General features: G+C 67.4%; 19 protein-coding genes and 1 tRNA gene. 8 read left to right on the plus strand and 12 right to left on the minus strand.

The annotated features are described in order from the left end of the window. From KEG38_RS31980 to KEG38_RS32005, 6 genes are all read right to left on the minus strand, one after another. On the minus strand, nucleotides 1-1,605 hold the full coding sequence (locus KEG38_RS31980; RefSeq protein WP_272423749.1) for a DUF1501 domain-containing protein: 1,605 nt from the start codon (nucleotides 1,603-1,605) through the stop codon (nucleotides 1-3). 9 nt (nucleotides 1,606-1,614) lie between these two features. Then, the gene (locus KEG38_RS31985) at nucleotides 1,615-2,625 is read right to left on the minus strand and encodes a hypothetical protein (protein ID WP_272423750.1); all 1,011 of its coding nucleotides are present in this window, start codon (nucleotides 2,623-2,625) and stop codon (nucleotides 1,615-1,617) included. A 1-nt stretch (nucleotide 2,626) separates the two neighbouring features. Next, nucleotides 2,627-4,399 carry a hypothetical protein gene (locus KEG38_RS31990; protein ID WP_272423751.1) on the minus strand — a complete coding sequence of 591 codons (1,773 nt, stop codon included), beginning with the start codon at nucleotides 4,397-4,399 and terminating at the stop codon, nucleotides 2,627-2,629. A gap of 73 nt (nucleotides 4,400-4,472) precedes the next feature. Beyond that, the gene (locus KEG38_RS31995; protein WP_272423752.1) at nucleotides 4,473-5,585 is read right to left on the minus strand and encodes an EB domain-containing protein; all 1,113 of its coding nucleotides are present in this window, start codon (nucleotides 5,583-5,585) and stop codon (nucleotides 4,473-4,475) included. A gap of 13 nt (nucleotides 5,586-5,598) precedes the next feature. Further along, complete coding sequence (locus KEG38_RS32000) at nucleotides 5,599-6,558, minus strand: SUMF1/EgtB/PvdO family nonheme iron enzyme (RefSeq protein WP_272423753.1); 960 nt, start codon at nucleotides 6,556-6,558, stop codon at nucleotides 5,599-5,601. Continuing rightward, the gene (locus tag KEG38_RS32005; RefSeq protein WP_272423754.1) at nucleotides 6,555-7,544 is read right to left on the minus strand and encodes a hypothetical protein; all 990 of its coding nucleotides are present in this window, start codon (nucleotides 7,542-7,544) and stop codon (nucleotides 6,555-6,557) included. Before KEG38_RS32005 ends, KEG38_RS32000 begins: the two co-directional genes overlap by 4 nt. Before the next feature lie 241 nt (nucleotides 7,545-7,785). On the opposite strand from KEG38_RS32005, the gene KEG38_RS32010 reads away from it, so the two are divergent. The 6 genes from KEG38_RS32010 to KEG38_RS32035 all read left to right on the plus strand — a co-directional run bounded on the left by KEG38_RS32010 (nucleotide 7,786) and on the right by KEG38_RS32035 (nucleotide 11,456). After that, on the plus strand, nucleotides 7,786-8,046 hold the full coding sequence (locus KEG38_RS32010; RefSeq protein ID WP_272423755.1) for a hypothetical protein: 261 nt from the start codon (nucleotides 7,786-7,788) through the stop codon (nucleotides 8,044-8,046). A gap of 109 nt (nucleotides 8,047-8,155) precedes the next feature. After that, nucleotides 8,156-9,010: an MNIO family bufferin maturase gene (gene bufB, locus KEG38_RS32015; protein ID WP_272423756.1), complete on the plus strand. Its 855-nt coding sequence runs from the start codon at nucleotides 8,156-8,158 to the stop codon at nucleotides 9,008-9,010. Further along, nucleotides 9,000-9,842, plus strand: coding sequence for an HvfC/BufC family peptide modification chaperone (locus tag KEG38_RS32020; protein ID WP_272423757.1), 843 nt, complete (start codon nucleotides 9,000-9,002; stop codon nucleotides 9,840-9,842). The genes bufB and KEG38_RS32020 overlap by 11 nt, the downstream gene beginning before the upstream one ends. A gap of 59 nt (nucleotides 9,843-9,901) precedes the next feature. Beyond that, nucleotides 9,902-10,336, plus strand: a complete 435-nt coding sequence (locus KEG38_RS32025; RefSeq protein WP_272423758.1) for a secondary thiamine-phosphate synthase enzyme YjbQ — start codon at nucleotides 9,902-9,904, stop codon at nucleotides 10,334-10,336. Further along, nucleotides 10,333-10,752: a hypothetical protein gene (locus KEG38_RS32030; protein ID WP_272423759.1), complete on the plus strand. Its 420-nt coding sequence runs from the start codon at nucleotides 10,333-10,335 to the stop codon at nucleotides 10,750-10,752. The genes KEG38_RS32025 and KEG38_RS32030 overlap by 4 nt, the downstream gene beginning before the upstream one ends. Continuing rightward, nucleotides 10,749-11,456: a lysophospholipid acyltransferase family protein gene (locus tag KEG38_RS32035; protein WP_272423760.1), complete on the plus strand. Its 708-nt coding sequence runs from the start codon at nucleotides 10,749-10,751 to the stop codon at nucleotides 11,454-11,456. Before KEG38_RS32030 ends, KEG38_RS32035 begins: the two co-directional genes overlap by 4 nt. A 9-nt stretch (nucleotides 11,457-11,465) precedes the next feature. Here KEG38_RS32035 and KEG38_RS32040 read toward each other — a convergent pair whose 3' ends face one another. After that, entirely contained in the window at nucleotides 11,466-12,374 is a 909-nt protein-coding gene (locus tag KEG38_RS32040; protein WP_272423761.1) for an SGNH/GDSL hydrolase family protein, read from the minus strand. Nucleotides 12,375-12,470: 96 nt separating this feature from the next. Here KEG38_RS32040 and KEG38_RS32045 point away from each other — a divergent pair, with 96 nt between their 5' ends. Next, on the plus strand, nucleotides 12,471-13,901 hold the full coding sequence (locus KEG38_RS32045) for a site-2 protease family protein (protein WP_272423763.1): 1,431 nt from the start codon (nucleotides 12,471-12,473) through the stop codon (nucleotides 13,899-13,901). Between the two features lie 370 nt (nucleotides 13,902-14,271). Here KEG38_RS32045 and dut read toward each other — a convergent pair whose 3' ends face one another. Together dut and KEG38_RS32055 are read right to left on the minus strand one after the other, a co-directional pair. Then, nucleotides 14,272-14,709, minus strand: a complete 438-nt coding sequence (gene dut / locus KEG38_RS32050) for a dUTP diphosphatase (RefSeq protein WP_272423764.1) — start codon at nucleotides 14,707-14,709, stop codon at nucleotides 14,272-14,274. A 14-nt stretch (nucleotides 14,710-14,723) separates the two neighbouring features. Beyond that, complete coding sequence (locus tag KEG38_RS32055) at nucleotides 14,724-15,503, minus strand: S1 RNA-binding domain-containing protein (protein WP_272423765.1); 780 nt, start codon at nucleotides 15,501-15,503, stop codon at nucleotides 14,724-14,726. Between the two features lie 217 nt (nucleotides 15,504-15,720). On the opposite strand from KEG38_RS32055, the gene KEG38_RS32060 reads away from it, so the two are divergent. Continuing rightward, nucleotides 15,721-15,796: transfer RNA gene (locus tag KEG38_RS32060), tRNA-Lys, on the plus strand. 5 nt (nucleotides 15,797-15,801) lie between these two features. Here KEG38_RS32060 and KEG38_RS32065 read toward each other — a convergent pair. The 3 genes from KEG38_RS32065 to KEG38_RS32075 form a co-directional block, all read right to left on the minus strand. After that, the gene (locus KEG38_RS32065) at nucleotides 15,802-16,959 is read right to left on the minus strand and encodes a tyrosine-type recombinase/integrase (RefSeq protein ID WP_272423767.1); all 1,158 of its coding nucleotides are present in this window, start codon (nucleotides 16,957-16,959) and stop codon (nucleotides 15,802-15,804) included. Then, complete coding sequence (locus tag KEG38_RS56120; protein WP_272423769.1) at nucleotides 16,956-17,273, minus strand: helix-turn-helix domain-containing protein; 318 nt, start codon at nucleotides 17,271-17,273, stop codon at nucleotides 16,956-16,958. The genes KEG38_RS32065 and KEG38_RS56120 overlap by 4 nt, the downstream gene beginning before the upstream one ends. Nucleotides 17,274-18,069: 796 nt before the next feature. Further along, nucleotides 18,070-20,206, minus strand: a 2,137-nt coding sequence (locus KEG38_RS32075) for a hypothetical protein (protein ID WP_272423771.1), incomplete at its 5' end; no start/stop codon positions are given.

The raw sequence follows: 20,206 nt of genomic DNA on the forward strand, positions 1-20,206 counted from the left end.
TCAAACGAGAAGCGCGCCCTCGAATTCGCCGTAGCCGCCGGGGATGAAGAAATCCTTGCCTGGTTCGAGGCCGAAGGCGCGGATCACGGTGGCTGCGATGTCCTGCGATGTTGGTGGCCGCGTCGCCTTGTCGCCGCCCTCCTCGATGATGTTGACGGGGGCGCCGAGGGGCGAGCCTTGCGCTGTTTCGTCGTATCCGCCGAGCATCTGGTTTCCCTTCACGCTCCCGCCGACCAGGATGCCGCAGGTGGCTGGGTGATGGTCGGTCCCGTCCTGCGGGCTCCGTGCGAATGTGCGCCCGAAATCGCTGTAGATGTAGACCAGCGTCTCGTCGAGCAGCGAGCCTTGCCCCGAGGATGCGGGCGTGAGTTGCATCTCGATGAGCACCTGGGCGATGGCTTCGAGTGCGATACGCAGGTGGCTCGTCTGCGCGCGCGCGCCGCCCGAATAATGCACGTCGAACCCGGTATTCCCGATGCTCGACGCGCGCAGCGTCACGCTGGTCACGAGGTTCGACTTGAGCAGGCGCAATGCGAAGTCGAACGAGCCTCCCGAGAGCACGTTCCCGCAGACGTCGGCGGGTCCGATGCACGCGGTCTGGAAGGGCCCGCCCGCATAAAGCGGGTCGGCTGCCAGGAATTCGAACCCCTTCGTTTGATCGAGCACGGTGAGCACGTCGCGCGCCACGGTCTTGCTGACGCCCGCGTACGTGTCGTGGATCTGCCGATAGAGATCGTCCGTCCCCTTCGTCGAAATGCCCTTTCGCTCGCGGATTGCTTCGAGCACCGCGCGATCCGTGATTGTGAGCGGCAGCGTCTCGCCGGTGGGTGTGCCGTCGAATGCCATTCCCTCGACGTCCGTTCGCGTGCGCAGCCCGTCCCATGCGCTGTTGCGACGATCCGAGATTGTGGACTCGACGAGCGAGAGGCTCGTGAGTGAATATGGCGTGGCGAGCGCGGGCAGGTCGTACGCGGCCGGCAACGTGCCGCCGAGCGTCGCGTTTGGAACGGGTCTGTCCGGGAAATGCGCCGCCATGTAGTTCGCGATCACGGCCTGCACGCTTGGCGCGCGGAACGATGAGCCCGCGACGCCGCACATGCTCGCGACGATCCCGCTCCCGTGGGATGCCGTGCCCTGATCGGCGCCGACGAGCACGCAGGTGCGGTCATAGAGCTTGTACTTCGGATTGACCCACGAATAGCCCCACGGACGATAGTTCTGCGTGCCGCCGGAGAGCGGATTCGAGCCTGTCGTGTCGGCGGGATTCGCGTCGTTCCACCCGACGGGGCCGCGCAGCTTGCGGGTCGGGTTCGTGGAGCCGAGGTCCGCGGCCGTCCCGTCGAAGTTCCGCACCTGCTCCTTGGAATACCCGAACGGGTGCATGCCGCCGTCGGGCGGCTGGATGAACTTGTCGATGCCGGCGCCCGTGAGCGGGGTGAAGAAATGCTCCCAGTTGCATCCGCCGTCGAGCCAGATGCAAAGGAGCTTCGTGGGGCCGTTCGGTGGCGGCGCGGCGGACGCGCTGCGCACGGCGAAGCGGCCGAGGAGCGCGAGCTGGGAGGCCCCGAGGGCGGCGAGAAGGAGTTTTCTGCGGCTCGTTTTCATCGGGGCCTCTCAGTAGAAGATCCAGTCGGGGTGGCGAATGAAATAGGAGCACGTGCCCACGTAGGCGTTGCGCGCGTCCTTCTCCATTTCGAGGGGGACGAACACCGTGGAGAACACGCGGTCGACGTCCGCGTCGGTCGCGTCCACGGCGTGGAAATGCAGGTACCAGGCGCGAATGACCGACTTCACGCTCGCCGCGTCGGCGCTGCCCGTTTGGACCGAAGCTCCGGCGGGCAGGAGCGCCGTATTGCCCGACTTGTCGAGCGCGAGCCCGCACCAGCGTTGCGCGAGCTGCGTGATCATGCCGAGGAAGCTCGGGGAAACCGTGCCGTCGGCCTTCATCTGGTTCGGCGCCGAGCCGCCCCCGAGCGCGGCGAAACGCTCGACGGGCAAGTTTTCATAAGGCGCCGGGATCGAGTCCGGAGACGTGAACGGATACAAGTCGTCGTTCTGGCTCGTCTTGTGCGGGATGTCGAAGGCCGACGCGGCAATGTAAAAATCGTCGTCCGACAGGCCGAGCTGCTGGTAGAGGGCGCGCCCGACGTCTTCCGCGGAGAGCCGGGTGATGCGGCGGGCCTCGATGGACGGGAGCGGATCGGCGGTCCGGGATTCGAGGTTCGTCACCCATTCGCGGATCTGGGCCATGGTCATCTTCGTGGATCCGCTCGCCGCGATCTCGGCGAACGGCGGCCCCGCGATGGGCATTTGCTTGAACGCGCCCGTCCCCTTCCCTTCGAGGAGGCGAATGAGCTCGCTTCCGTCGGGTTTGCCCGGGACGACCACCGCCGGGTTGTAGACGACGAGGGATTCGAACGCCTCGATCGACGCGAAATACCCGCGCGCCCCCGTGATGTGGCATCCCTGGCAGGACGGGGCGAGCGCGTCGAATACGGCCTGGTTTCGCGCCCGCTCCTCGGGCGTCGGTCCGCCGCAGGTGTTGCCCTCGTCGCCGTCGCAGCTCGCGGCCCCGAGGGCGACGACGAAGGGGGCGACGATCTTGAAAAGGATTCGTTTTCGCATGTCAGTGCCCCCTGCGGAATGACGTGGATTGCGTGAGGGACTTGATGAAGGGCCGCACGAGCCGACCGTTCGCGATGAACGAGGCCGTGAGCGTCTCGAGGTAGCCGTTCTCCGCCGCCGGATCGATGTCGCGCCCGAGGATACGCTCGTGCACGCGCCGCACCACGCACCGATCGAAGGATCCTGCGGCCACGATGAGCTTGGCGAACCCGAGTGGCCCCACGGTCCCGTCGCTGGTCTGCCCGAGCAGGGTGAACTCCGGCGGCAGGAAATCGAGGAACAGCACGTAAGGATTGGCGTTCGCCTCCTCCTCGGTGGCGGGCGTGAGCAACGAGCCCGGCAGGTACCACTTGTTCCATTGCGCGAACGGCTCTTCGGCGAACGGCCATACGCCCGTGCGCCACGCGGGATCCCATTGCCAGTTGCCCACGCCGGGCATGTAGTACAACGCGCCCCAACCCTCGAACGCGTGGCGGGCCTTCGCGTACCGCTTGAAATGCGCCGCCGCGGTGTCGATCCGGGCGTGGCAATGCTGGCAAGGCCCTTCGCGGCCGGGATCCGTCTCGTACACGTTGAACGGGATCTCCCCGCCCGGCGGCAAGAGCTGCTCGCAAGCGAGGGTCTCGAGCGCGCGCGCCGCGCGCAGGCGCTCACGCGGATACGTATCGAGGAAGCCGAGCGAGGTGAGCATGCCGGCCGAGGGAAACCCCTTCGAGGTGCCCGGATCCTTGCGCGGATCGAACGTGTAGTCGCGCTCCTTCAGGAAAAACGCGTTTCGCGCGGAGATCGAATACTCGCGCCACGCCTTCGGATCATTCGCCTCGTGGAGCGGATCCACGGCCGCGCCGCCGAAACTCGCCGGGTTCCACCAGCTTTCGTCGGTGAGCACGTCGAGCCCGCCGCCGGCGAGGGATTGATTGATGTGGGCCGCCTGGACCTCGGTCGGGCCGACGGAATAATCCGAGAGGATGAGGTCGGTCGCGGGCCGATCGTGCCAGACGATGTGCGCGAACAGGCGCGCCGGCTCCTCGGCGAGCAGGCGCCGCTGGCCGTCCGGGTTTGCCGGGAGATACGCGCCCCAGCCGGGATAGGTGCCGGGGTCGTGCCAGCAGCTCACGGCATTCTTGCCGCATCCGCACGTGCCCTCGGCCCGCTGATTGCATTCGATGTCGACCGGCGAGCCGTTCGGTTTGATCTGGCCGATGTTCGTGGTGTTCGCCGCGCTCCCGACGAGCGTCACCGTCGTCCCCGGCGCCCACCAGGCCTCGACCGTGGTCTTCGCGCCGCCGGCGGCGCACGCCACGTCCTCGGGGACTTCGTCGCGGAAATAACGAAGCGCGCCCTCGTTCGCCGTGCCCGGCTTGCACGCCGTCAGCACGCGCTGCTGCTTGGCGCCATACTCGGGGGCATCGGCCGTGCGCGGGATCAGCGGGATGTTGAACCACTTGCGCGCGTGCTCGAAGGTGATGTCGTAAAACCGCGGGTCTTCGAGGGCCTCGTCAATGAAATCGTCGACATAGGCGAACTGCGCCTCGGGCGTCGCCCGTGTGAGCAGCTCTTGCATTCGCTCGACGGTCGGGGGCACGCCGAGCAGCGCGATGCTGGCGCGCCGCATCAAACGGAGCGGTGTGAGCTCGTCCTCGGGCTCCTCGCGCACGGGCGTGACGCCGTCGCCCGGATCGACCGCGCAATCGGCGTTCGACGAGGAGGAAGCCGGATCCCCCTGGGAGCATGCGACGAGCGCGACCCCGAAAAGGAATGTGTACCTTCGCATGTTGCAGCGCAGCATACGGGCGGCGCGGACATCGGGACAAGAAAACCGCCTCGATCCCCGCAGGGGCGCTCACTCACTCGCCTGGAAGGAATCGTGGCGCGCGCAGCAAGCTGCTCGTCGTCTCGCCGGTCTCGTTCGCAACCCGGGTGGTCATGTAGTACAGGCATGACGTATCGACCGTGAGCTGGTTGATGGCATCCGGCGACGTGAAGAGCTCCACCACCTCGCCCCCGGTCTTGGGGACACGGTTCATGCTCCGCGCCTTGCCCCTGGCCCAGTACAGGTAGTCCCCGTCCTGCGCCATTCCGGCCGCGAGATCGCTGTTGGAGACGAATGTCCACTCCGTGAGGGTCTTCGCCTCACTCCCGTCCTTCCGGGTGCGCACCAGGCGGACGGGGCTCGCGTTCGTTGTAATCCAGAAGAGGAACATCGAATCGACGACGAAATGCGTGGTGGCGGCGCCCTCGACGAAGAGGAGCGCGCCGCCCTCCTTCGGCGTCGCGTGAAAGCCCGACATCGACCAGAGCCCGCTGGCCGACCAGTACAGCTTGCTCTCGTCCGCGATCATGCGCGGCACCATGTCCGGCGTGAGCTCCTCGTCCTTGGCCAGGGTCTCGGGCGTGCCGCCGGACTTCGAGACCCGCCGCACGGCCTGACCCACCGGCGTGATCCAGTATGCGAACGACGCGTCCACCGCGATCGACATTGAGCCCACCTGGTTATCCGCGACGAGGCTCGCCCCGCTCCCGTCCTTCGAGGCGCGCATGACCCGATCGCCGTCCAGGAAATAAAGCGAATTCGCGTCCGCGACGAGGGACTCGGTCCAGCTCGCCGCCGGGACCACCGTCTCGATCGCCCCACCGGCCTTGGGCACGCGCAGCACAGCGCCGTCGGTGCCGTAATGGGTGAAATACACGTGGTCGCCGTCGGCGAGCAGGCCGGAGAGCCGTTCCTTCCCGCTGACGAGGACCACCGGCGCCTCGCCTGCCGTGCAGTGCGGGGCCTCGCACACGCCCGCGTTGCATTGCCCGCCGCCGCAACACGCCGCCGACGTGCGGCACGTTTCGCCCACGGCCGCGCAGACCTCCTCGCTCCTGCGGCTCTCCGGCAGGTCCGTCCGCGCCCCGCAACCCGCCCCGACAACCCCCATGGCGAGTACCGCCGCCGCCACCTTCCCGTTCATCATGAAAGCTCCCGCGCTAAAGATCCTTGCAACATCGAACGCCGGTCGAATAATCGAAGTAATCGAACGGATGGGCCCGCACCATAGAGGCACAACCGTCCTTTTTCGAACGCGCGTAAAATCCGCCGACGAATGTCCCCTCCGGGTCGTCGATCCACTCGTCGATATTGCCGACCATGTCGGCGATCGCGTCGCCTTCCCACCGGCTCACGCAGGCCCGCGTCTCGCCCGTCCGGCGGAGGAGCGGTTTGTCCCCGGCCTTCACCGTGTTGAGGCGCGGATCGCTGTGACCGATGCTCGGATTGCCGTGCAAGAGCCCCGCGGGGTGCGCCTCGCGGAAGATGTTGCATTTGCCCGGTTCGTACGTGTCGCCATAAGGGAAGTCGCGATCGTCCTCGCCCCGGCAAGCCGTCTGCCACTCCGCGAGCGAGCAAAGGCGCTTGCCCGCGTTCTTGCAAGCGAGCGCGGCGAGCGGCCCCGTGAGGTAGCCCTGGGGGATGCGGCTCTTCTTCGAGACCGCCTTCGGCTCGAAGTTGCGCTGCGATTGCCACGGCGGCAGCGGCGGCAGCTCGATCGTGCGCGCCTCGACGGGCCCGACGGCGAGGCGCTCCTGCTCCCACAATTTCTGGATCGAGAGCGCCTGCTTGCGGGCGGGCACGTAATAAGGGGAAAGATCCTGCCCCGTCTCCGCGTCGACCAGGCTCGCCTCGTACCGATCGACGCAATAACTCTTGTTCACGCGCACCATGTCCGGCGGACACGTGGGCGTCGCCGGCTCGACGAGCGCAAAATCGTCGGGCCGCTCGGGAAGCACAACGGGAGCCGAGGCGGGCGCGGAGGCGGAGGCGGAAGCGGGCGCGGCAGCGGAGGCGGGCGCGGCAGCGGAAGCGGAAGCAGGCGCGTCTCCGGGCTTTTCGTCGTCGCAAGCCGAGAGGAGGATCGAGCCGAGCAGGGCAATTCGGACCAGACGGTTCATTGAAATGCATGCCCCCACGGATCACGACCCGAGGGCTCCGGGCAGAGGTAACGTCGGACCACGATCCAGTGGTGCATCGGATAGAGGATCGTGTCTTCCTTCATCGACAAACCCATCCGGCTCGTGTGCGCGCCGGGGAACGGCTTCTTCGGGTAGAACGGCACGATCCCCGAGAGCGCCTCGTACTCGTCCATGAGCCCCAGCAAATGCCCCGCCTCGTGCGCGATCACTGGCAGCGACCAGCCGCTCCGCATGGACCAGAAATACGGCGTCCGCCCGCACGTCGTCGACAGCGGCAACGTGAGATCGACCGGCACGCCCTCCCGCGCCGCCTGGTCGTGCGGCAAGAATGTAAAATCGTACCGCACCGGCAATCCATATCGATCGGCGTCCCGATTCCAGTACCTCTCCGCCTCCTCGGACCAGCGCGCGAGCAGCGCCTCCATGTTGCGACGCGTCGCCGGCGCCCGGAACTCCCCCGATTTGGGACACGCCTCCGTCGTATTCGATCGGGAAAACGGCACGCCCCGGCACACGACCTCGCCCTCGTACCGCTCTTTCCCTTCGCAATCCGCGAGCTCCAGCGTCCCGCCCTCGCGCGGCAGCACCACGGCGAACGTCGCAGACACCTCCCAGCGCCCTGGCGCGCCCCCGCGCGGCCCCAGCCGCCGCACGTGGTAATGCATCGGCCCGAAAAACAAACGATAATGCGGCATCGCCCCGCGGATCGTGCGCTCGCCTTCCTCCACGTCGCCAAAAAAGACCTCCCGCGGCGACGGCGAACAGGTGTACGCGTCCTCCGCGAGGGTCGTCGCGAGCACGTCCCGAAACGTCGCGCGCGCTTCCGCGCCGAGCCCCGGCGTCATCGACACGAGCTCCTGCGCGACGTCGTCCGTCGGCAGAAATCGCGCGTCGAACCGCGACGCGACGCATCCCGAGGTGAAGATCGCGCCGAGGACGACGAGGGTTGCGATGTGGACCTGCATCGCCCCTTGCCATCCGGCGCTTTTCCTTGCTTCGCCCCTTCCCATCGGGCTACCAACATGGCTCCCGAGGGTGCTGCTCGGCAATCCGGATCCGGAGGACGGGCATGCACGTAGGTGGGAAACCCCGACACCCCGGGGGGAAACGATCATGGCGGGGGGAGGTTTCGCACGAAGCGCTCGAAGTCGCGACTTCCTCGGGGTGCCGACCCAGAAAAAGAAACGCTTGGAACGGAGATTGACCATGAACATGAACAAGATGATGGCGTCGCTTGCGGTGGGCGGGATGATCGCGGGCCTCGCGGCGTGTGGCGGCAGCCAGGCGCAGCCCGAGAACGCCGACAGCAAGGCGGGCGCCGAGGCGGGCGCGCAGGCGTCGTGCAGCGGCCAGAAGGCCGACGGCGCGGCGCACTCCTGCAAGGCCGGCGCCTGCAGCGGCAAGAAGGAAGGCGAAGCCGCGCCTGCCGACGGCGCCGCCCCCGCTCCGGCCGACGCGCCGAAGTGATTCGAGCGGCCCCCCGCGCCGCTTGAGCCCGAAGGGCCGCCGCTTCCACCTCAAGCAAGGTGGCGCGCGCGGCCCTTCGTTTTTACACCGCTTCTTCGGAGACACCGCGATGACCGCACCCGACCGCATGCGCCTCGGCCTCCCCGACCTCGGGATCGGCGTGGGCCTGCGACTGCCGCACTACGAGGAGATCTTCGAGACCCGTCCCAAGGTCGACTGGTTCGAGATCATCAGCGAGAACTTCCTCGTCCCCGGCGGCGTGCCGCTCGCGAACCTCGACCGCGCCCTCGCCCACTACCCCGTGATCCAGCACGGCGTCACGCTCTCGATCGGCGGCACGACACCGCTCGATTTCGAGTTCCTCCGTGATCTCCGGACGCTGCTCCGCCGGACGAAATCTCCGTGGGTGAGTGATCACCTCTGCTGGACCGGCACCGCCACGCTGAACACGCACGACCTCCTGCCCCTGCCCTACACCACGGAGGTCATCCGCCACGTGGCCGCCCGCGCCCGCATCGTCCAGGACACGCTGGAGGTGCCGCTCGTCCTGGAGAACGTGTCGAGCTACCTGACGTACACGTCGAGCGACATGACCGAGTGGGACTTTCTCACCGCCGTCGTCGAGGAGGCCAACTGCGGCATCTTGCTCGACGTCAACAACATCTACGTCTCGTCGCAAAACCACGGCTTCGACCCGCGCGTGTACGTCGACGCCGTCCCGGCCGAGCGCGTCGTGCAGATCCACCTCGCCGGCCACACGAACTACGGCGACTACATCATCGACACGCACTCGGGGCCGGTGATCGATCCGGTCTGGGACCTCTACCGCCGCGCGATCCGCCGCGTCGGTCCCGTCTCCACGCTGATCGAGTGGGACGAGGACATCCCCCCGCTCGCCATGCTGCTCGCCGAGGCCGAGAGGGCGCGCGTCGTCCGGGAGGAGGCCCTGTCCCATGCGAAGTGATCTCGCCTCGGTGCAAGCGTTCCTCGCGAGCGTGATCCCCGGCCATGCGCCGATCCCCGAGGATCCGGCCCTCGCCGAGACCGCCGCGCGGTTCGTCACGGGAAACGGTCGCCTCACGCCGGCCGCGCAGGTCGACATCTACCGGCGCCAGTTCTGGCTCCGCCACCGCGAGATCCTGCACGACGATTTTCCGGCTCTCGCGCGCCTGCTCGGCGAGGACAAGTGGAACACGTTCTGCCGCGACTTCCTCGGCGCCCATCCTCCCGCGCACGCCGCGTTCGAGAAGCTCATCGAGCCCGTGCCGGGCTTCGTCGCGACCTGGTCCGGGCTCGAAACGCAAGCCGAGCGCACGTTCGCCGCGGATCTATCGCGCTACGAGATCGCGCTCCTCGAGGTGCGCACCGGGCCCGACGCGCCGCCGCTCGATCCACAAAAGCTCGCAAGCCTGCCCGAGGACGCCTGGGAGCGCGCGCGGATCGTGCTGCACCCCGCGATGCGCCGGCTCTCGTTCGCCTACCCCGTGCACCGCCTCCGCAAGGCGTGGCTCGTCTCGGGCGAACCGGCCGTCTTCCCCGACACGCCCTCGCCCGCGCACATCGCGCTCTACCGCAACCGCGAGCTCGTCACGCACTTCGAGGAGCTCGAGCCCGAAGCCTCCACGCTGCTCGACCTCCTCGCGGAGGGCGTGCCGCTCGTGCCTGCGCTGGGCCGCCTCGCCGAGCCCTTGCCCGAGGATCGGCAGGCCCACGTGGCGGCGAGCGTCGGGCGCTGGTTTCAGCAGTGGACGGCCCTCGGCATCGTGGTCGACGTCGACCTCCCCTCATCTTCGTAGTTGCAGAGAACCCCGACCATCGGACACGGTAGGAGCCACGTACGGGGGGCAACGTGCCGATGAGGGAGAGCGTCCACCAGAAGACCCTCGACATCCGCACCCGCGGGCGGGGTCTCTACGACGTCACGAGCGCGGTCGCGGCCGTGCTCGACGACGCGGGCGTCACGATCGGCCTGTGCTCGCTCTTCCTTCAGCACACCTCGGCGAGCCTGGTCGTGCAGGAGAACGCCGATCCGGCCGTGCTGCGCGATCTCGATCGCTGGATGGCGCGCGTCGCGCCCGACGGCGCCGGCTACGAGCACGACGCCGAAGGCCCCGACGACATGCCCGCGCACATCCGCGCGGCCATCACGAGCACGAGCCTCACGATCCCCGTCACCGCGGGCAAGCTCGCGCTCGGCACCTGGCAAGCCATCTACGTCTGGGAGCACCGAACGAGCCCGCACACGAGGCGCCTCGTGATCACCTTGCTCGGCGCCTCCGGAGGCCCATGAACGCACGTACTTCGATCTTCGCCCGCGCTCTCCTCGTCCTTCCTTTGCCCATCGCGCTCGCCGCGGCGCTCGTCTCCGCCTGCGCCGGCAGCCTGCCCGGGAGCCTCGAAGAAGGCCGCTTCGCCACGTGCGAGTCGAACGCCGACTGCACCGCGCGTGACGCCGGAACCGAGGCCGGCATCTGCTGGAACCTCCGCTGCGTGCAGTGCCTCTACGACACGGACTGCGCCGCGGGCTCGTACTGCGCCGACAACCTCTGCAAGACGCTCGATCCGAAGCCGGCCGAGGAGAAGGACCCGACGGACCAGAACGCGAAGAACATCGACGAGTGCATCAAGGCCTGCACCGACAAGGAGTGCATCGACACGTGCAACGCGCGTTTCCCCGACGCGAAGAAGAAGCGGAGGGGGCGGTGACGCTCGCGGAGACGGCCAAGGGCATCCTCGACACGGCGCGCATCAGCGTGCCCACGGTGGTCGACGCGGCGATGGGTCGTCTCGACGCCGAGACGTGCGACGAGCGGCTCGCGTGGTGGTCGCGCAAGCTCTTCGCGGACGCGGAGATCAGTCTCGTCGTGCGTGGTCGCGAGCATCTCGGCGACGGCCGCGAGACGTTCATCGTGATGTCGAACCACCAGAGCCTCTACGACATCCCGGCGCTCTACCGCGCGATCCCGGATCGAAGGCTGCGCATGGTGGCGAAGGCGGAGCTCTTCGACGTGCCGGTCTGGGGTCACGCGATGAAGGCCGCGGGGTTCGTCCGCGTCGAGCGCGGCAACCGCGCGCAGGCCGTCGACGCGCTGCGCACATCGAGCAGCATGCTGGAGGAGGGCTCGCTGCTCTGGATCGCGCCCGAGGGGACACGCAGTCCGACGGGGATCGTGGGGACGTTCAAGAGCGGAGGGTTTCACCTCGCGCTGGAGACAGGCCACCGCATCTTGCCGGTGGCGATCGACGGCACGCGCGACGTGCTGCCCGCGCGTGGGACGATCGTGCGCAAGGGCAAACGTGTGGTCGTGACGATCCTGCCGCCGATCGATCCGAAGGCGTACGGCAACGAGCGCCGCAAGGAGCTCACGGCCGCGGTGCACGACGCGATCGTCGAGGCGATGAGCCGCTAGACCTCCCCGCTAGGGCTGCGTCTGCGCGGTCTTCTGCGGGCTCGGGCTCGGGCTTCCGGTGTTTTTTTCCGGACGCAGGCGCCACGGGTTCACGGCGTGGCGGCCGGATCCCTTGGGCAGCGCCTCGCCGTCCTTGGGCGCGGGCGCGCGCTCGGCGAGCAGCCAGCGGAAGAACGCGTCGGCCCACGCAGCGCCGCCGGGGGCATCGGGGTGGATGCCGTCGGCTTGCCGCGAGATCGGGCCGGCGACCGCGTCCGAGTCGAAGAAGCGACAAGGCGAGGTGTGCTTGCGGAAGATCTCGATGATGCCCGTGTCCTTGCGCCAGAGCGGCGGCGAGACCCACACGCACGGCCTGTCTCCGACGATCTTGACCAGCCGCTCGACCGCGTCCGTGCGCGCGGCGGGATCGGTCAACGTCACCTCGTTCGCGCCGAGGTTGATGATCACGAGATCGGGGTGGTAGTCGCCGACGAGCTTCGCGAGCTTGAGGTGCCAGCTCGTGGTGTACGAAGCCTGCTCGGAGCGGACCTCGTAGAGCGCGCCGACAGCCTTCATCTTGGGCCGAAGCGCCTGCGAGAAGCCGGCCATGAGGAACGAGTCGCCGATGTGCAGGACGACGGTGCGAGGCTCGATCGGCAACGCCGTCTCGGGTTTGACCTCGTTCGCCGAGCCGGCAGATGCCGCCGCATCCGCGGCCGCGGGCGCTCCTGCATCCGCCGCCTGAGCCGTCGTCAGCGACTCCCCCGAGGCCTTCGCGGGGGACGTCGAGGTCGGAGAAGGCCCTGCGTCGTCGCCCTGCACGTGCGCGCGAGGGGCCGGCGTGGCAGGCTGCGCCTCTGGCGGCGCTGCCGAGGCGCACCCGCCGACGAAGGAAAGAAGCGTGAGCGCGAGGAGCGGAACGAAGCTCGAAGAGCGCATCGGAGGTCCCAGAGCTCCGCACTCTACGGCACACTTCGTCCGAGCCGCAAAGAATCGGCCCGCCTTGGGCGGGCGTGCACTAGGATATTCGAGGGCATGAATTTCAGGCTGTTCGGCATCGACGTCGAGGTCCAGGCGAGCTTCTGGTTCAGCACGGTGCTGCTCGGCATCAGCTTCGTGGACCTGTCGCGCGGCCCCGCCGGGCTCGTGCCGCTCGCTCTGTGGGCGTTCGTCGTGCTCGTGAGCGTTCTCATGCACGAGCTCGGGCACGCCCTGGCGATCCGGCGGCACCGCATCCAGCCGGAGATCTCGCTCTTCCTGATGGGCGGCGTGACCCGCTGGCAGCAAGTGCTCCCGCTCCGGCGCATCGATCACATCTTCATCAGCCTGGCCGGCCCCCTGGCCGGGTTCGCCTTCGCGGCCCCGTTCTTCGCGCTCGATTACTGGCTCGACCACCACGCGTCGGCCGCAGTCGTCGCGCGTGTCCCCTCGCTCGTGCGCTTCACGATCACCCTCTTCATCTACGTGAACGTGCGGTGGGGCCTCATCAACCTGCTGCCCGTGCTGCCGCTCGACGGCGGGCACGTGCTCGAGCACGCGCTCGGTCCGCGGCGCATCCGCCTCGTGGCGGGGCTCTCGATGCTGGCGGGCTTCCTCGTGGCGCTCTACGGCCTCCGCACGCACAACATCTTCCTGGCGATGATGTTCGGCATGCTCGCCTTCCAGAGCCTGCGGCGCATGCAGATGCTCGGCCCCAGCGAGGCCGAGGAAGATCCGCGGCCGCACGCACCGGCGCCGGACACGGAGCCCGCGCTCTCGGGCGAGCTGCTGTCGCTCCTGCTCCGCGCTCGGCAAGCCGTCGCAGACGAGGACCTCGGCCGGGCGCGGAACCTCGTCCAAGAAATTTTCTCGTACGAGCAGCGCACGGGCGAGCCGCTCCCACCGCGCGCGCGCCGCGAGGCGTTCGAGGTGCTCGGCTGGGTCGCGCTGGCAGGCGATCACGTCGACGAAGCAGCACAACGCGTGGCCGAGGCGCGCAAGCTCGGCGAGGTCGATCCGGCACTCGTGGGCGCTGTTCACTTCGCCAAGCGCGAGCTCAACGCCGCAAGGCGCGTGCTCGAATCCGCGCGCGCGACCGGCGACGATCGCAAGGAGATCGTCGGTCCGCTCGTGCAAATCCTCCTCGAGCAGGGCGAGGTCGCCCGCGCCGCGGCAATCGCCTACGACATCGTCGACTCGCTGAGCGAGGACGACGCGCGCAAGATGGCGAAGCTCGCCTTCGACGGCCGCGCGTTCGACTGGTCGGCGCGGCTCTCGGAGGCCGTCTTCGACCGGCAGAAGAGCGCTGAGGACGCCTACGAGGCAGCACGCGCGCACGCGCAGGACGGCGCCTACGAGCGCGCGCTCGACATGCTGCGCAAGGCCGTCGAGGCCGGCTTCAGCGACCGGAGCCGCGTCTGGTCGGACAAAGCGCTCGAAGCGCTACGCGCACGAAGCGGGCTCGAAGCCGTCGTCCCGCGTCCGTAAGACTCCCGTCTTCGCATCTGGGAGGCGCTGCGCTGGGGCTTTGCCCCAGGCCCCACCCGGGGCTGTCCGCCCCGGGACCCGGACCAGCGCAAGCGCTGGACCCGGGGTCGATGAACTGCGCGATGCGCAGTTCATCGAACAGCCGAGTCAAGACCAACGACGACCCTGCCAACCAAGACAGCCGCGCTGCCATTTCGACTGGCAACGCTGTCCCACCGGCCTGTTGGAAGAACTGCGCATCGCGCAGTTCTTCCACAAATGGTCCAGGGCTTGCCCTGGTTCGGGTCGAGGGGCGAACAGCCCCCGCGGGGCCCGGGGCAGCGCCCCGGCGCGACGCCTCGCGATGAGACCCATGCTCAGGGAACAAGTCTCACCGCCCCGTCGAACCGTACCCGCCTTGGCCTCGCGCCGTCTCGTCGAGCGACTCCATGACGACGAGCTCGGCGCGCGCCACGGGACAGATTACGAGCTGCGCGATCCGCTCCCCGCGCCGCACGACGAACGGCACGTCGCTGTGGTTCACGAGCAGTACCATCAGCTCGCCGCGGTAGTCTGGATCGATCGTCCCCGGCGCGTTCAGCACCGTGATCCCGTGCTTCAACGCGAGCCCCGAGCGAGGCCGCACCTGCCCCTCGTACCCTTCCGGAATGGCGACACGCACGCCTGTCGGCACGAGCTTGCGCTCGCCGGGACCGATCGAGACGTCCTCGACCACGGCGGCGCACAGATCGAGGCCCACGGCGCCTGCGGACTGGTACGCCGGCAGCGGCACGTCTGCGCCGCCCACGCGCACGCATGCGATGCGCACGGATGCTCCGTGGGTCACTTCTTCTTCTTCGAGAGCAGATCGCCGAGCGTGCCGAACCCGCGCGGCTCGGGCTTCTTCGCGGCGCCTTGCGGGGCCTTCTTGCCGTCGGCCTTGGGTTTGTCCGTCCCGGTTTCAGCCGCCTCGGCGCTGCCTCCGTCCTTGAACTTCTCGAACGAGCTGCGCTCCTCGTCGCGCGCGACCGCGGTGACCGACAGGCGGATCTTGCCCTCCTGATCGATGTTCACGATCTTTGCCTCGACCTCCTGGCCGACGGTGAAGTGCTTCTTCAGGTCCGCGCCGCGCGGCGTGCCGGTCTCCACGGTGGGGATGAGCCCGCGGCCGCTGCGGCCCTGGGTGCCTGCGATCTGCACGAACACGCCGTAGCGCTCGACGCCGGTGACGCTGCCCTTGACGCGCGCGCCCTCGACGAGGACGGGGGCCTGGCCCTTGGCGCCGAGGCCGATGGAGGTGGTGAGCGCCTCTCCTTCGGCGTTGCGGATGAAGAGGGGGCTCAAGCGGACCTGGCCGGTGCCGCGATCGATGGCGGCGACGGTGGCGCTGACCTTGTTGCCGACGGCGACGAGCAGCTTGCCGTCGGGATCGGTGAGGTCGATCCGTTCGAAGTAGCCCTCCTGCTTGCCGCCGAGGTCGGCGAAGACGGCGTTCTGGGCGACGACGACGATGGTCACGTCGAGCTTGTCGCCCACATGAAAGCGGCGTCGCTCCTGGCGACCACCGCCCGCTTGCTCGAACAGGGCCCCGAAGGACTCCGACGTTTCCCGGCGCTCGGACATGGTGGACCGCCTCTTAGCGCGGCTGCGTCGGGAAGGCGAGGGAACGGATACGGAGGCAAGGCGCGGAGGTGAGCATGGCGACGTGCGTGAGAGTAGAGGCGGAGGCGGGAGAGGGTGGACGGAGGGAAGGATCGTTTCCCGCTTGTCGCAGACGGGCCGGATCGTGCTAGGGTGCCGGCCGCGATGCACCGGAGGGAGACTCTCGCCGGGACATCCAGGGTCGATAGCTCAGTCGGTAGAGCTGCGGGCTTTTAACCCGTAGGTCCAGGGTTCGAGTCCCTGTCGACCCACCACCTAACTAGCCGGAACGGCTGGACTTTTTGGTCCCCACCCCCGGCTGTTCCAGTATTTCTCCACGGACTGGCGAGGGAGCCGGCCCGTCGAGCAGCTCGATGGCGCCCCGCTTGGCGCTCGGCGACAGGTGCATGTAGCCCATCGTCGTCGAGACATCGCGGTGGCCGGCGAGCTCCTTGATCGCCATCACGGTCGCCCCGCGCATGGCGAGGTGCGAGCAGAACGTGTGGCGGAGGATGTGCGGCCCCTCGAGCACGGCGAGCCCGGCCCGCCGCGTCGCCTGCCGCATCCAGCGGGCGATCGTCTTCCCCGTGATCGGCTTGCCGTCGTCCTCGCAGAGCACGCGCTCGCTCCGGAGGTGGCGGTACGCCTTGAGGGTTGCGAGGAGCCGCTTCGTGAGATCCACGGTGCGGCCGCGCCCGCCCTTCGGGGTGGACTCGATGCCCTTCCAGTCCGCGCGCCGGATGTGGAGCTCGCGGCGAACGAAGTCCACGTCGTTCCAGCGGAGCGAGATCATCTCGCCCCGGCGGAGCCCGGCGTCCGCACCCAGGAGCACCAGGAGGTGCGCTCCCCAGCCGACCATCGTCGCGCCCTCGACCAGCCGGTCGAGGTCATCGAAGTCGAGGAAGGACTTCTCGGGCTTGGGCGCCTTGAGCAGCTCGATCCGGCACGGCATCGCGTGGATGACCTCCCACGACACCGCCACGCGGAGCAGCTTCCCCAGGACGGACAGGATGTTGTTCACCGTCTTGGCCGAGCGGTGACCCAGCCGCGCCTTGAACCGCTGGACATCCTCCGTCTTGATCTGGTCGAGCTTCTTCGAGCCGAAGTCGGGCTCGAGGTACAGCCGCAGGATCCTCTTCTTCGCGTCGATCCCGCTCGGCTTCTGCCGGTTCGCCTCCGCGTAGCTCTCGATGAACCGCGGGGCGAACTCCGTGAGCGTGGGCACCTCCTTCTTCTTGGGTTCTTCTGCAGGGCGGGAGAGGGCCTCGCGCAGGAGTTCGTGTTCCCTCCGCTCCCCCCAGCGCTGGGCCTGCGACTTCGTCGCCACGGGTGCTCGGCGGCGCTCGCGCACCTCCTCTCCGTTCGGCAGATTGACGCAGATATCCACTTCCCAGCCTTCTCGTTGCGACCGCTTGTACGGGCGAACTTTGACCGTCATCGTCGGGTCCTTCCCGGCGATGGCGCTCGTCTTCCGTCGAGCCAGCTTAGCAGGTTGTCGCGATGGAACAGCACGCGACGGCCCAGGCGAACGACGCCGGGAAGAGTGCCTCGCTCAGCCATGGCGTAAACCGCCTTCCGCGTGGTGCGCAGGAGAGCGGCAACCTCGTCGGGCGTGAGCAGTATGGGCAGGGGCCCATCGGGGGTGCTGCTGGTCGAAGCAGATCGATCGCTCGCAGATTCGGCGTGTGCCCGGTCCGGGTGGGTTGTCCCCGACTGGCTTCTTCCGGGGCGCTGGCGTCGTTCACCGGCCATGGCTCACCTCCCCTGCTCGAGGTGTACCGGCCAGCGGGAATGGCTGCGTTGAAGCTGGGCCTGGGCCGCCGTCGCTGGCGGCTTTCGGTATCGTCGACGTCCGGTGTGTTCTTGTTCTTCTCGTCGCTCGCGGTCGCGCCTGGACGCGAGCGAAGCAGCGCCGAGCGCGAGCGACTGCGAGGCGCCTCGATATCCGCCGCGCCTCGAGGACGCGAAGCTTTCGTGTTCGGCGTATCGCAGCCTTTCCCCTTGCAGCCGTGGCCGTGGGAGCAAAGGCCAGGATCCCTCTCATGAAAAGTTCGTTCCTCTCCGCCGAAGAGATGTCCTCGTCCTCCGAAGGCTCCTCCTTCCCTTGACGCCGGAGCCACTCGATCTCCTCGTCATCGAATCCGCCATCGAAGTTTGTCGTGACCGTGATGTTCATTTACAGCCTCGGGTCAGGATGGCGAAGCATAAGAGGAACGATTGCTGGTGCAAGAAGAATTCGACATGCGAATGTGCGAGTAGAACCGCGTTCTTCTGCGACGGTCTTGTCCCGTGAGACTTCGTGTTCGGCGATAGTTGAGACCTGGCCGCGAGAAAAAAAAGACCCACGGACCTCGCAGCCTCCGGCTGGAGGCCCTCCATCCTTCCACCGGCGTTCAGGCCGGTTAACCTCCCCCACTATAGATTGGGAGGGCACCGGTTAACCGGCTCGACGGGGAGAGCACGAGTCCCTCCGCAGCCGTCAGGCTGCGGCAGGGACATTGGTTCTTTTTTTTCCCGACCGTCCTCCAACCTGAGCGACATCATGCGCTCAAGAAGAAGGGCCCGAGGCTCCAGCCGATCCTGCTGTAGCGTTCAGGCTGTGGCCGAGAAGAACCTCGATCTCTCGCCAGAGACCGGTCCGCCCATACTTCTTCTTCGCCTTCGTGATCGCGACCTTGCTGACCCCGAGCAGGTCCGCGAGATCCTTCTGCGTGATGATCCCCTGCCGTCCAGCGGCACGCTCGTTCATCAACGCATCACGGGCTCGGAGAAGAAGCTCGGGCTTTCGCCCAAGCAGTTCGTCCTCCGTCTTCCGGTCGATGACGAAGTAGGGGATGTCGACGTTCGAGAAGAAGTAGATCGTCTTCTTCTTGTACGGATCGTAGGGCCGGAGGCGGAGCATCGACTGGGCGTACTCGGCCTGGTGGAACGCCCAGAAGACCGAGAAAGGTCCTCGACGGAACCTGCGTTCGATGAGACGTGTGCCATCGTCGGCCACGATGTAACCGTCCGAGGAGTCCTGGTTCGGTGAAGGAACGAGCCGGTAGTCGAATGGCTCCTCCCAGGAGGCAAGCGGCTCCGTCGAGATGTAGGCCCTCGCCCTTGCCTCGATCTCCAGCGGGTGTAGTTCGGGGGCGCCGAGGACGAAGAGCGCGTCGTAGTCCTTCAGGCTATTCTCGCCGCGGTTCGACCAGAAGTAAGTCACGTCCTCTTCCTTGACGCTCTCGAGGATCCGCTTCTTCACGTGGGGCTTGGCAGCGAACAGGTGCTTCTGCACGATCACGGCGATCTTGTGGCCCGGATTCTCCGTCTTGTACTTGTCGACGATGTCCATCAGCCGGTTGATCGATGGGCTGTTCGGATCCCCGAGCGTGCTGGCCGGATACCTGTAGTCGATCGTCTGAATGATCTTTGCGGTCTGTTGTGCTTCGACGTGAACGTGCAGGAGTGGCCGGTCAGGAAACATGTAGGCGTAGAGCAGTTGATCGCAGGTCGCGTCCAGGATGACGATGGGCACTTGTGGCGGGACCGGAGGAATCACCCGCTGCCCGGCAATGATCCCGCCCCTCGACTCGCTTGACGGCAGGACGAGAACACAGGTCGGTCTTGCCCCGGTGTCGGCTGCCAGGGCATCTGCGAGTTTGTGGAGCTTCGCTCCGAGCCCCTGCCCCCCGATGAACTCTAGCTTCTGAATCAGGTACGCCGTACTCATCGGATCAATCCGACAAACGTGAGCGTCCAGGTCCTTGTTCTGCCTTTCGCGCTCGCCACCTTCTGGCTGTCCGGCGAGAAGACGGGCAGCGGCTCGGATTTGTTCTTCTGCTCGGGGAAGACCGTCGACGAACACATAGCCGAGCTCGCGCAGCAGCACGCGAAGCTCGATCCGGCGACGGTTGGGAGGCGGATCCTTGAGCAGATCGGAGACGACCTCGAAGAGCTGTGTAAATGCCCTGGCCGAGAGCTCGCCGAGGGCGACCACGTCGGGCGCTTTCAGGGCGGACAAGATCTGATGGATCTCGTACGGCTCCAGCGTGACCGCCTGAAGGACTTCTTTGACAGGCGACTCGTCGATGACGACGATCTCGCGGCCCTCGAAGAGATACTTGTCGTCGTTGCGCAGGCCCAGTCGAGCGTGCGAGGCGAAGAGCCAAGATTTCGAGGGTCGCCAGTTCTGGTACTTGCACGTGTGACGGTCGGGGCACAACTTGCAGCCCATCCGTTGCTCGAAACGCCCGAGGCCGAACATCTGGAGCGGCTTGATGCGCTTGTCGAACTGGGAGCAGAAGCCCTCGTCCTCGCGGGAGGGGCGCTTCTCGATGCCGGCATTGCTCATCGCTGCTGTTGTTGTCGCGGGAGGAAGTGGAACCACGCCGAGCAGAGGCGTGCTCAGGTAATCTGCCACGGCTCCAAGAAGTCTGTTCCGCTCGCCAAACCACGTGACGCTCCGATGCTGAAGAAGCTGGGCGGTGATGTGGCTCTTGCCCAGCCCACCAGGGGCATCGACGAGCACGATCGGTGCTGGCGCGGCGCTCGGGGCGAGCGCCTTGTTCAGGGCGTGGTAGAGTAGGGATGGAGCGCCAGGCGGCATTTCTGCCGCGGGTTTCTCCATCCCTCTCACCGAACCGGACGTGCAAGTTTCCCTGCATCCGGCTCTCCGTGGCCTGGCTTTCCCAGGGTCGTCATCG

This window comes from Polyangium jinanense, from assembly GCF_028435265.1.
In the GTDB taxonomy this organism is placed as follows: Bacteria; Myxococcota_A; Polyangia; order Polyangiales; family Polyangiaceae; genus Polyangium; species Polyangium jinanense.

Bases quoted from the DNA above. Each gene is read 5' to 3' on its own strand.
- KEG38_RS31980 (WP_272423749.1), bottom strand. From the start codon at position 1,605: ATGAAAACGAGCCGCAGAAAACTCCTTCTCGCCGCCCTCGGGGCCTCC.
- KEG38_RS32000 (WP_272423753.1), bottom strand. From the start codon at position 6,558: ATGAACCGTCTGGTCCGAATTGCCCTGCTCGGCTCGATCCTCCTCTCG.
- KEG38_RS31990 (WP_272423751.1), bottom strand. From the start codon at position 4,399: ATGCGAAGGTACACATTCCTTTTCGGGGTCGCGCTCGTCGCATGCTCC.
- KEG38_RS32005 (WP_272423754.1), bottom strand. From the start codon at position 7,544: ATGCAGGTCCACATCGCAACCCTCGTCGTCCTCGGCGCGATCTTCACC.
- KEG38_RS32045 (WP_272423763.1), top strand. From the start codon at position 12,471: ATGAATTTCAGGCTGTTCGGCATCGACGTCGAGGTCCAGGCGAGCTTC.
- KEG38_RS31985 (WP_272423750.1), bottom strand. From the start codon at position 2,625: ATGCGAAAACGAATCCTTTTCAAGATCGTCGCCCCCTTCGTCGTCGCC.
- KEG38_RS32025 (WP_272423758.1), top strand. From the start codon at position 9,902: ATGAGGGAGAGCGTCCACCAGAAGACCCTCGACATCCGCACCCGCGGG.
- bufB (WP_272423756.1), top strand. From the start codon at position 8,156: ATGACCGCACCCGACCGCATGCGCCTCGGCCTCCCCGACCTCGGGATC.
- KEG38_RS32020 (WP_272423757.1), top strand. From the start codon at position 9,000: ATGCGAAGTGATCTCGCCTCGGTGCAAGCGTTCCTCGCGAGCGTGATC.
- KEG38_RS56120 (WP_272423769.1), bottom strand. From the start codon at position 17,273: ATGGCCGGTGAACGACGCCAGCGCCCCGGAAGAAGCCAGTCGGGGACA.
- KEG38_RS31995 (WP_272423752.1), bottom strand. From the start codon at position 5,585: ATGATGAACGGGAAGGTGGCGGCGGCGGTACTCGCCATGGGGGTTGTC.
- KEG38_RS32065 (WP_272423767.1), bottom strand. From the start codon at position 16,959: ATGACGGTCAAAGTTCGCCCGTACAAGCGGTCGCAACGAGAAGGCTGG.
- KEG38_RS32030 (WP_272423759.1), top strand. From the start codon at position 10,333: ATGAACGCACGTACTTCGATCTTCGCCCGCGCTCTCCTCGTCCTTCCT.
- KEG38_RS32055 (WP_272423765.1), bottom strand. From the start codon at position 15,503: ATGTCCGAGCGCCGGGAAACGTCGGAGTCCTTCGGGGCCCTGTTCGAG.
- KEG38_RS32010 (WP_272423755.1), top strand. From the start codon at position 7,786: ATGAACATGAACAAGATGATGGCGTCGCTTGCGGTGGGCGGGATGATC.
- KEG38_RS32040 (WP_272423761.1), bottom strand. From the start codon at position 12,374: ATGCGCTCTTCGAGCTTCGTTCCGCTCCTCGCGCTCACGCTTCTTTCC.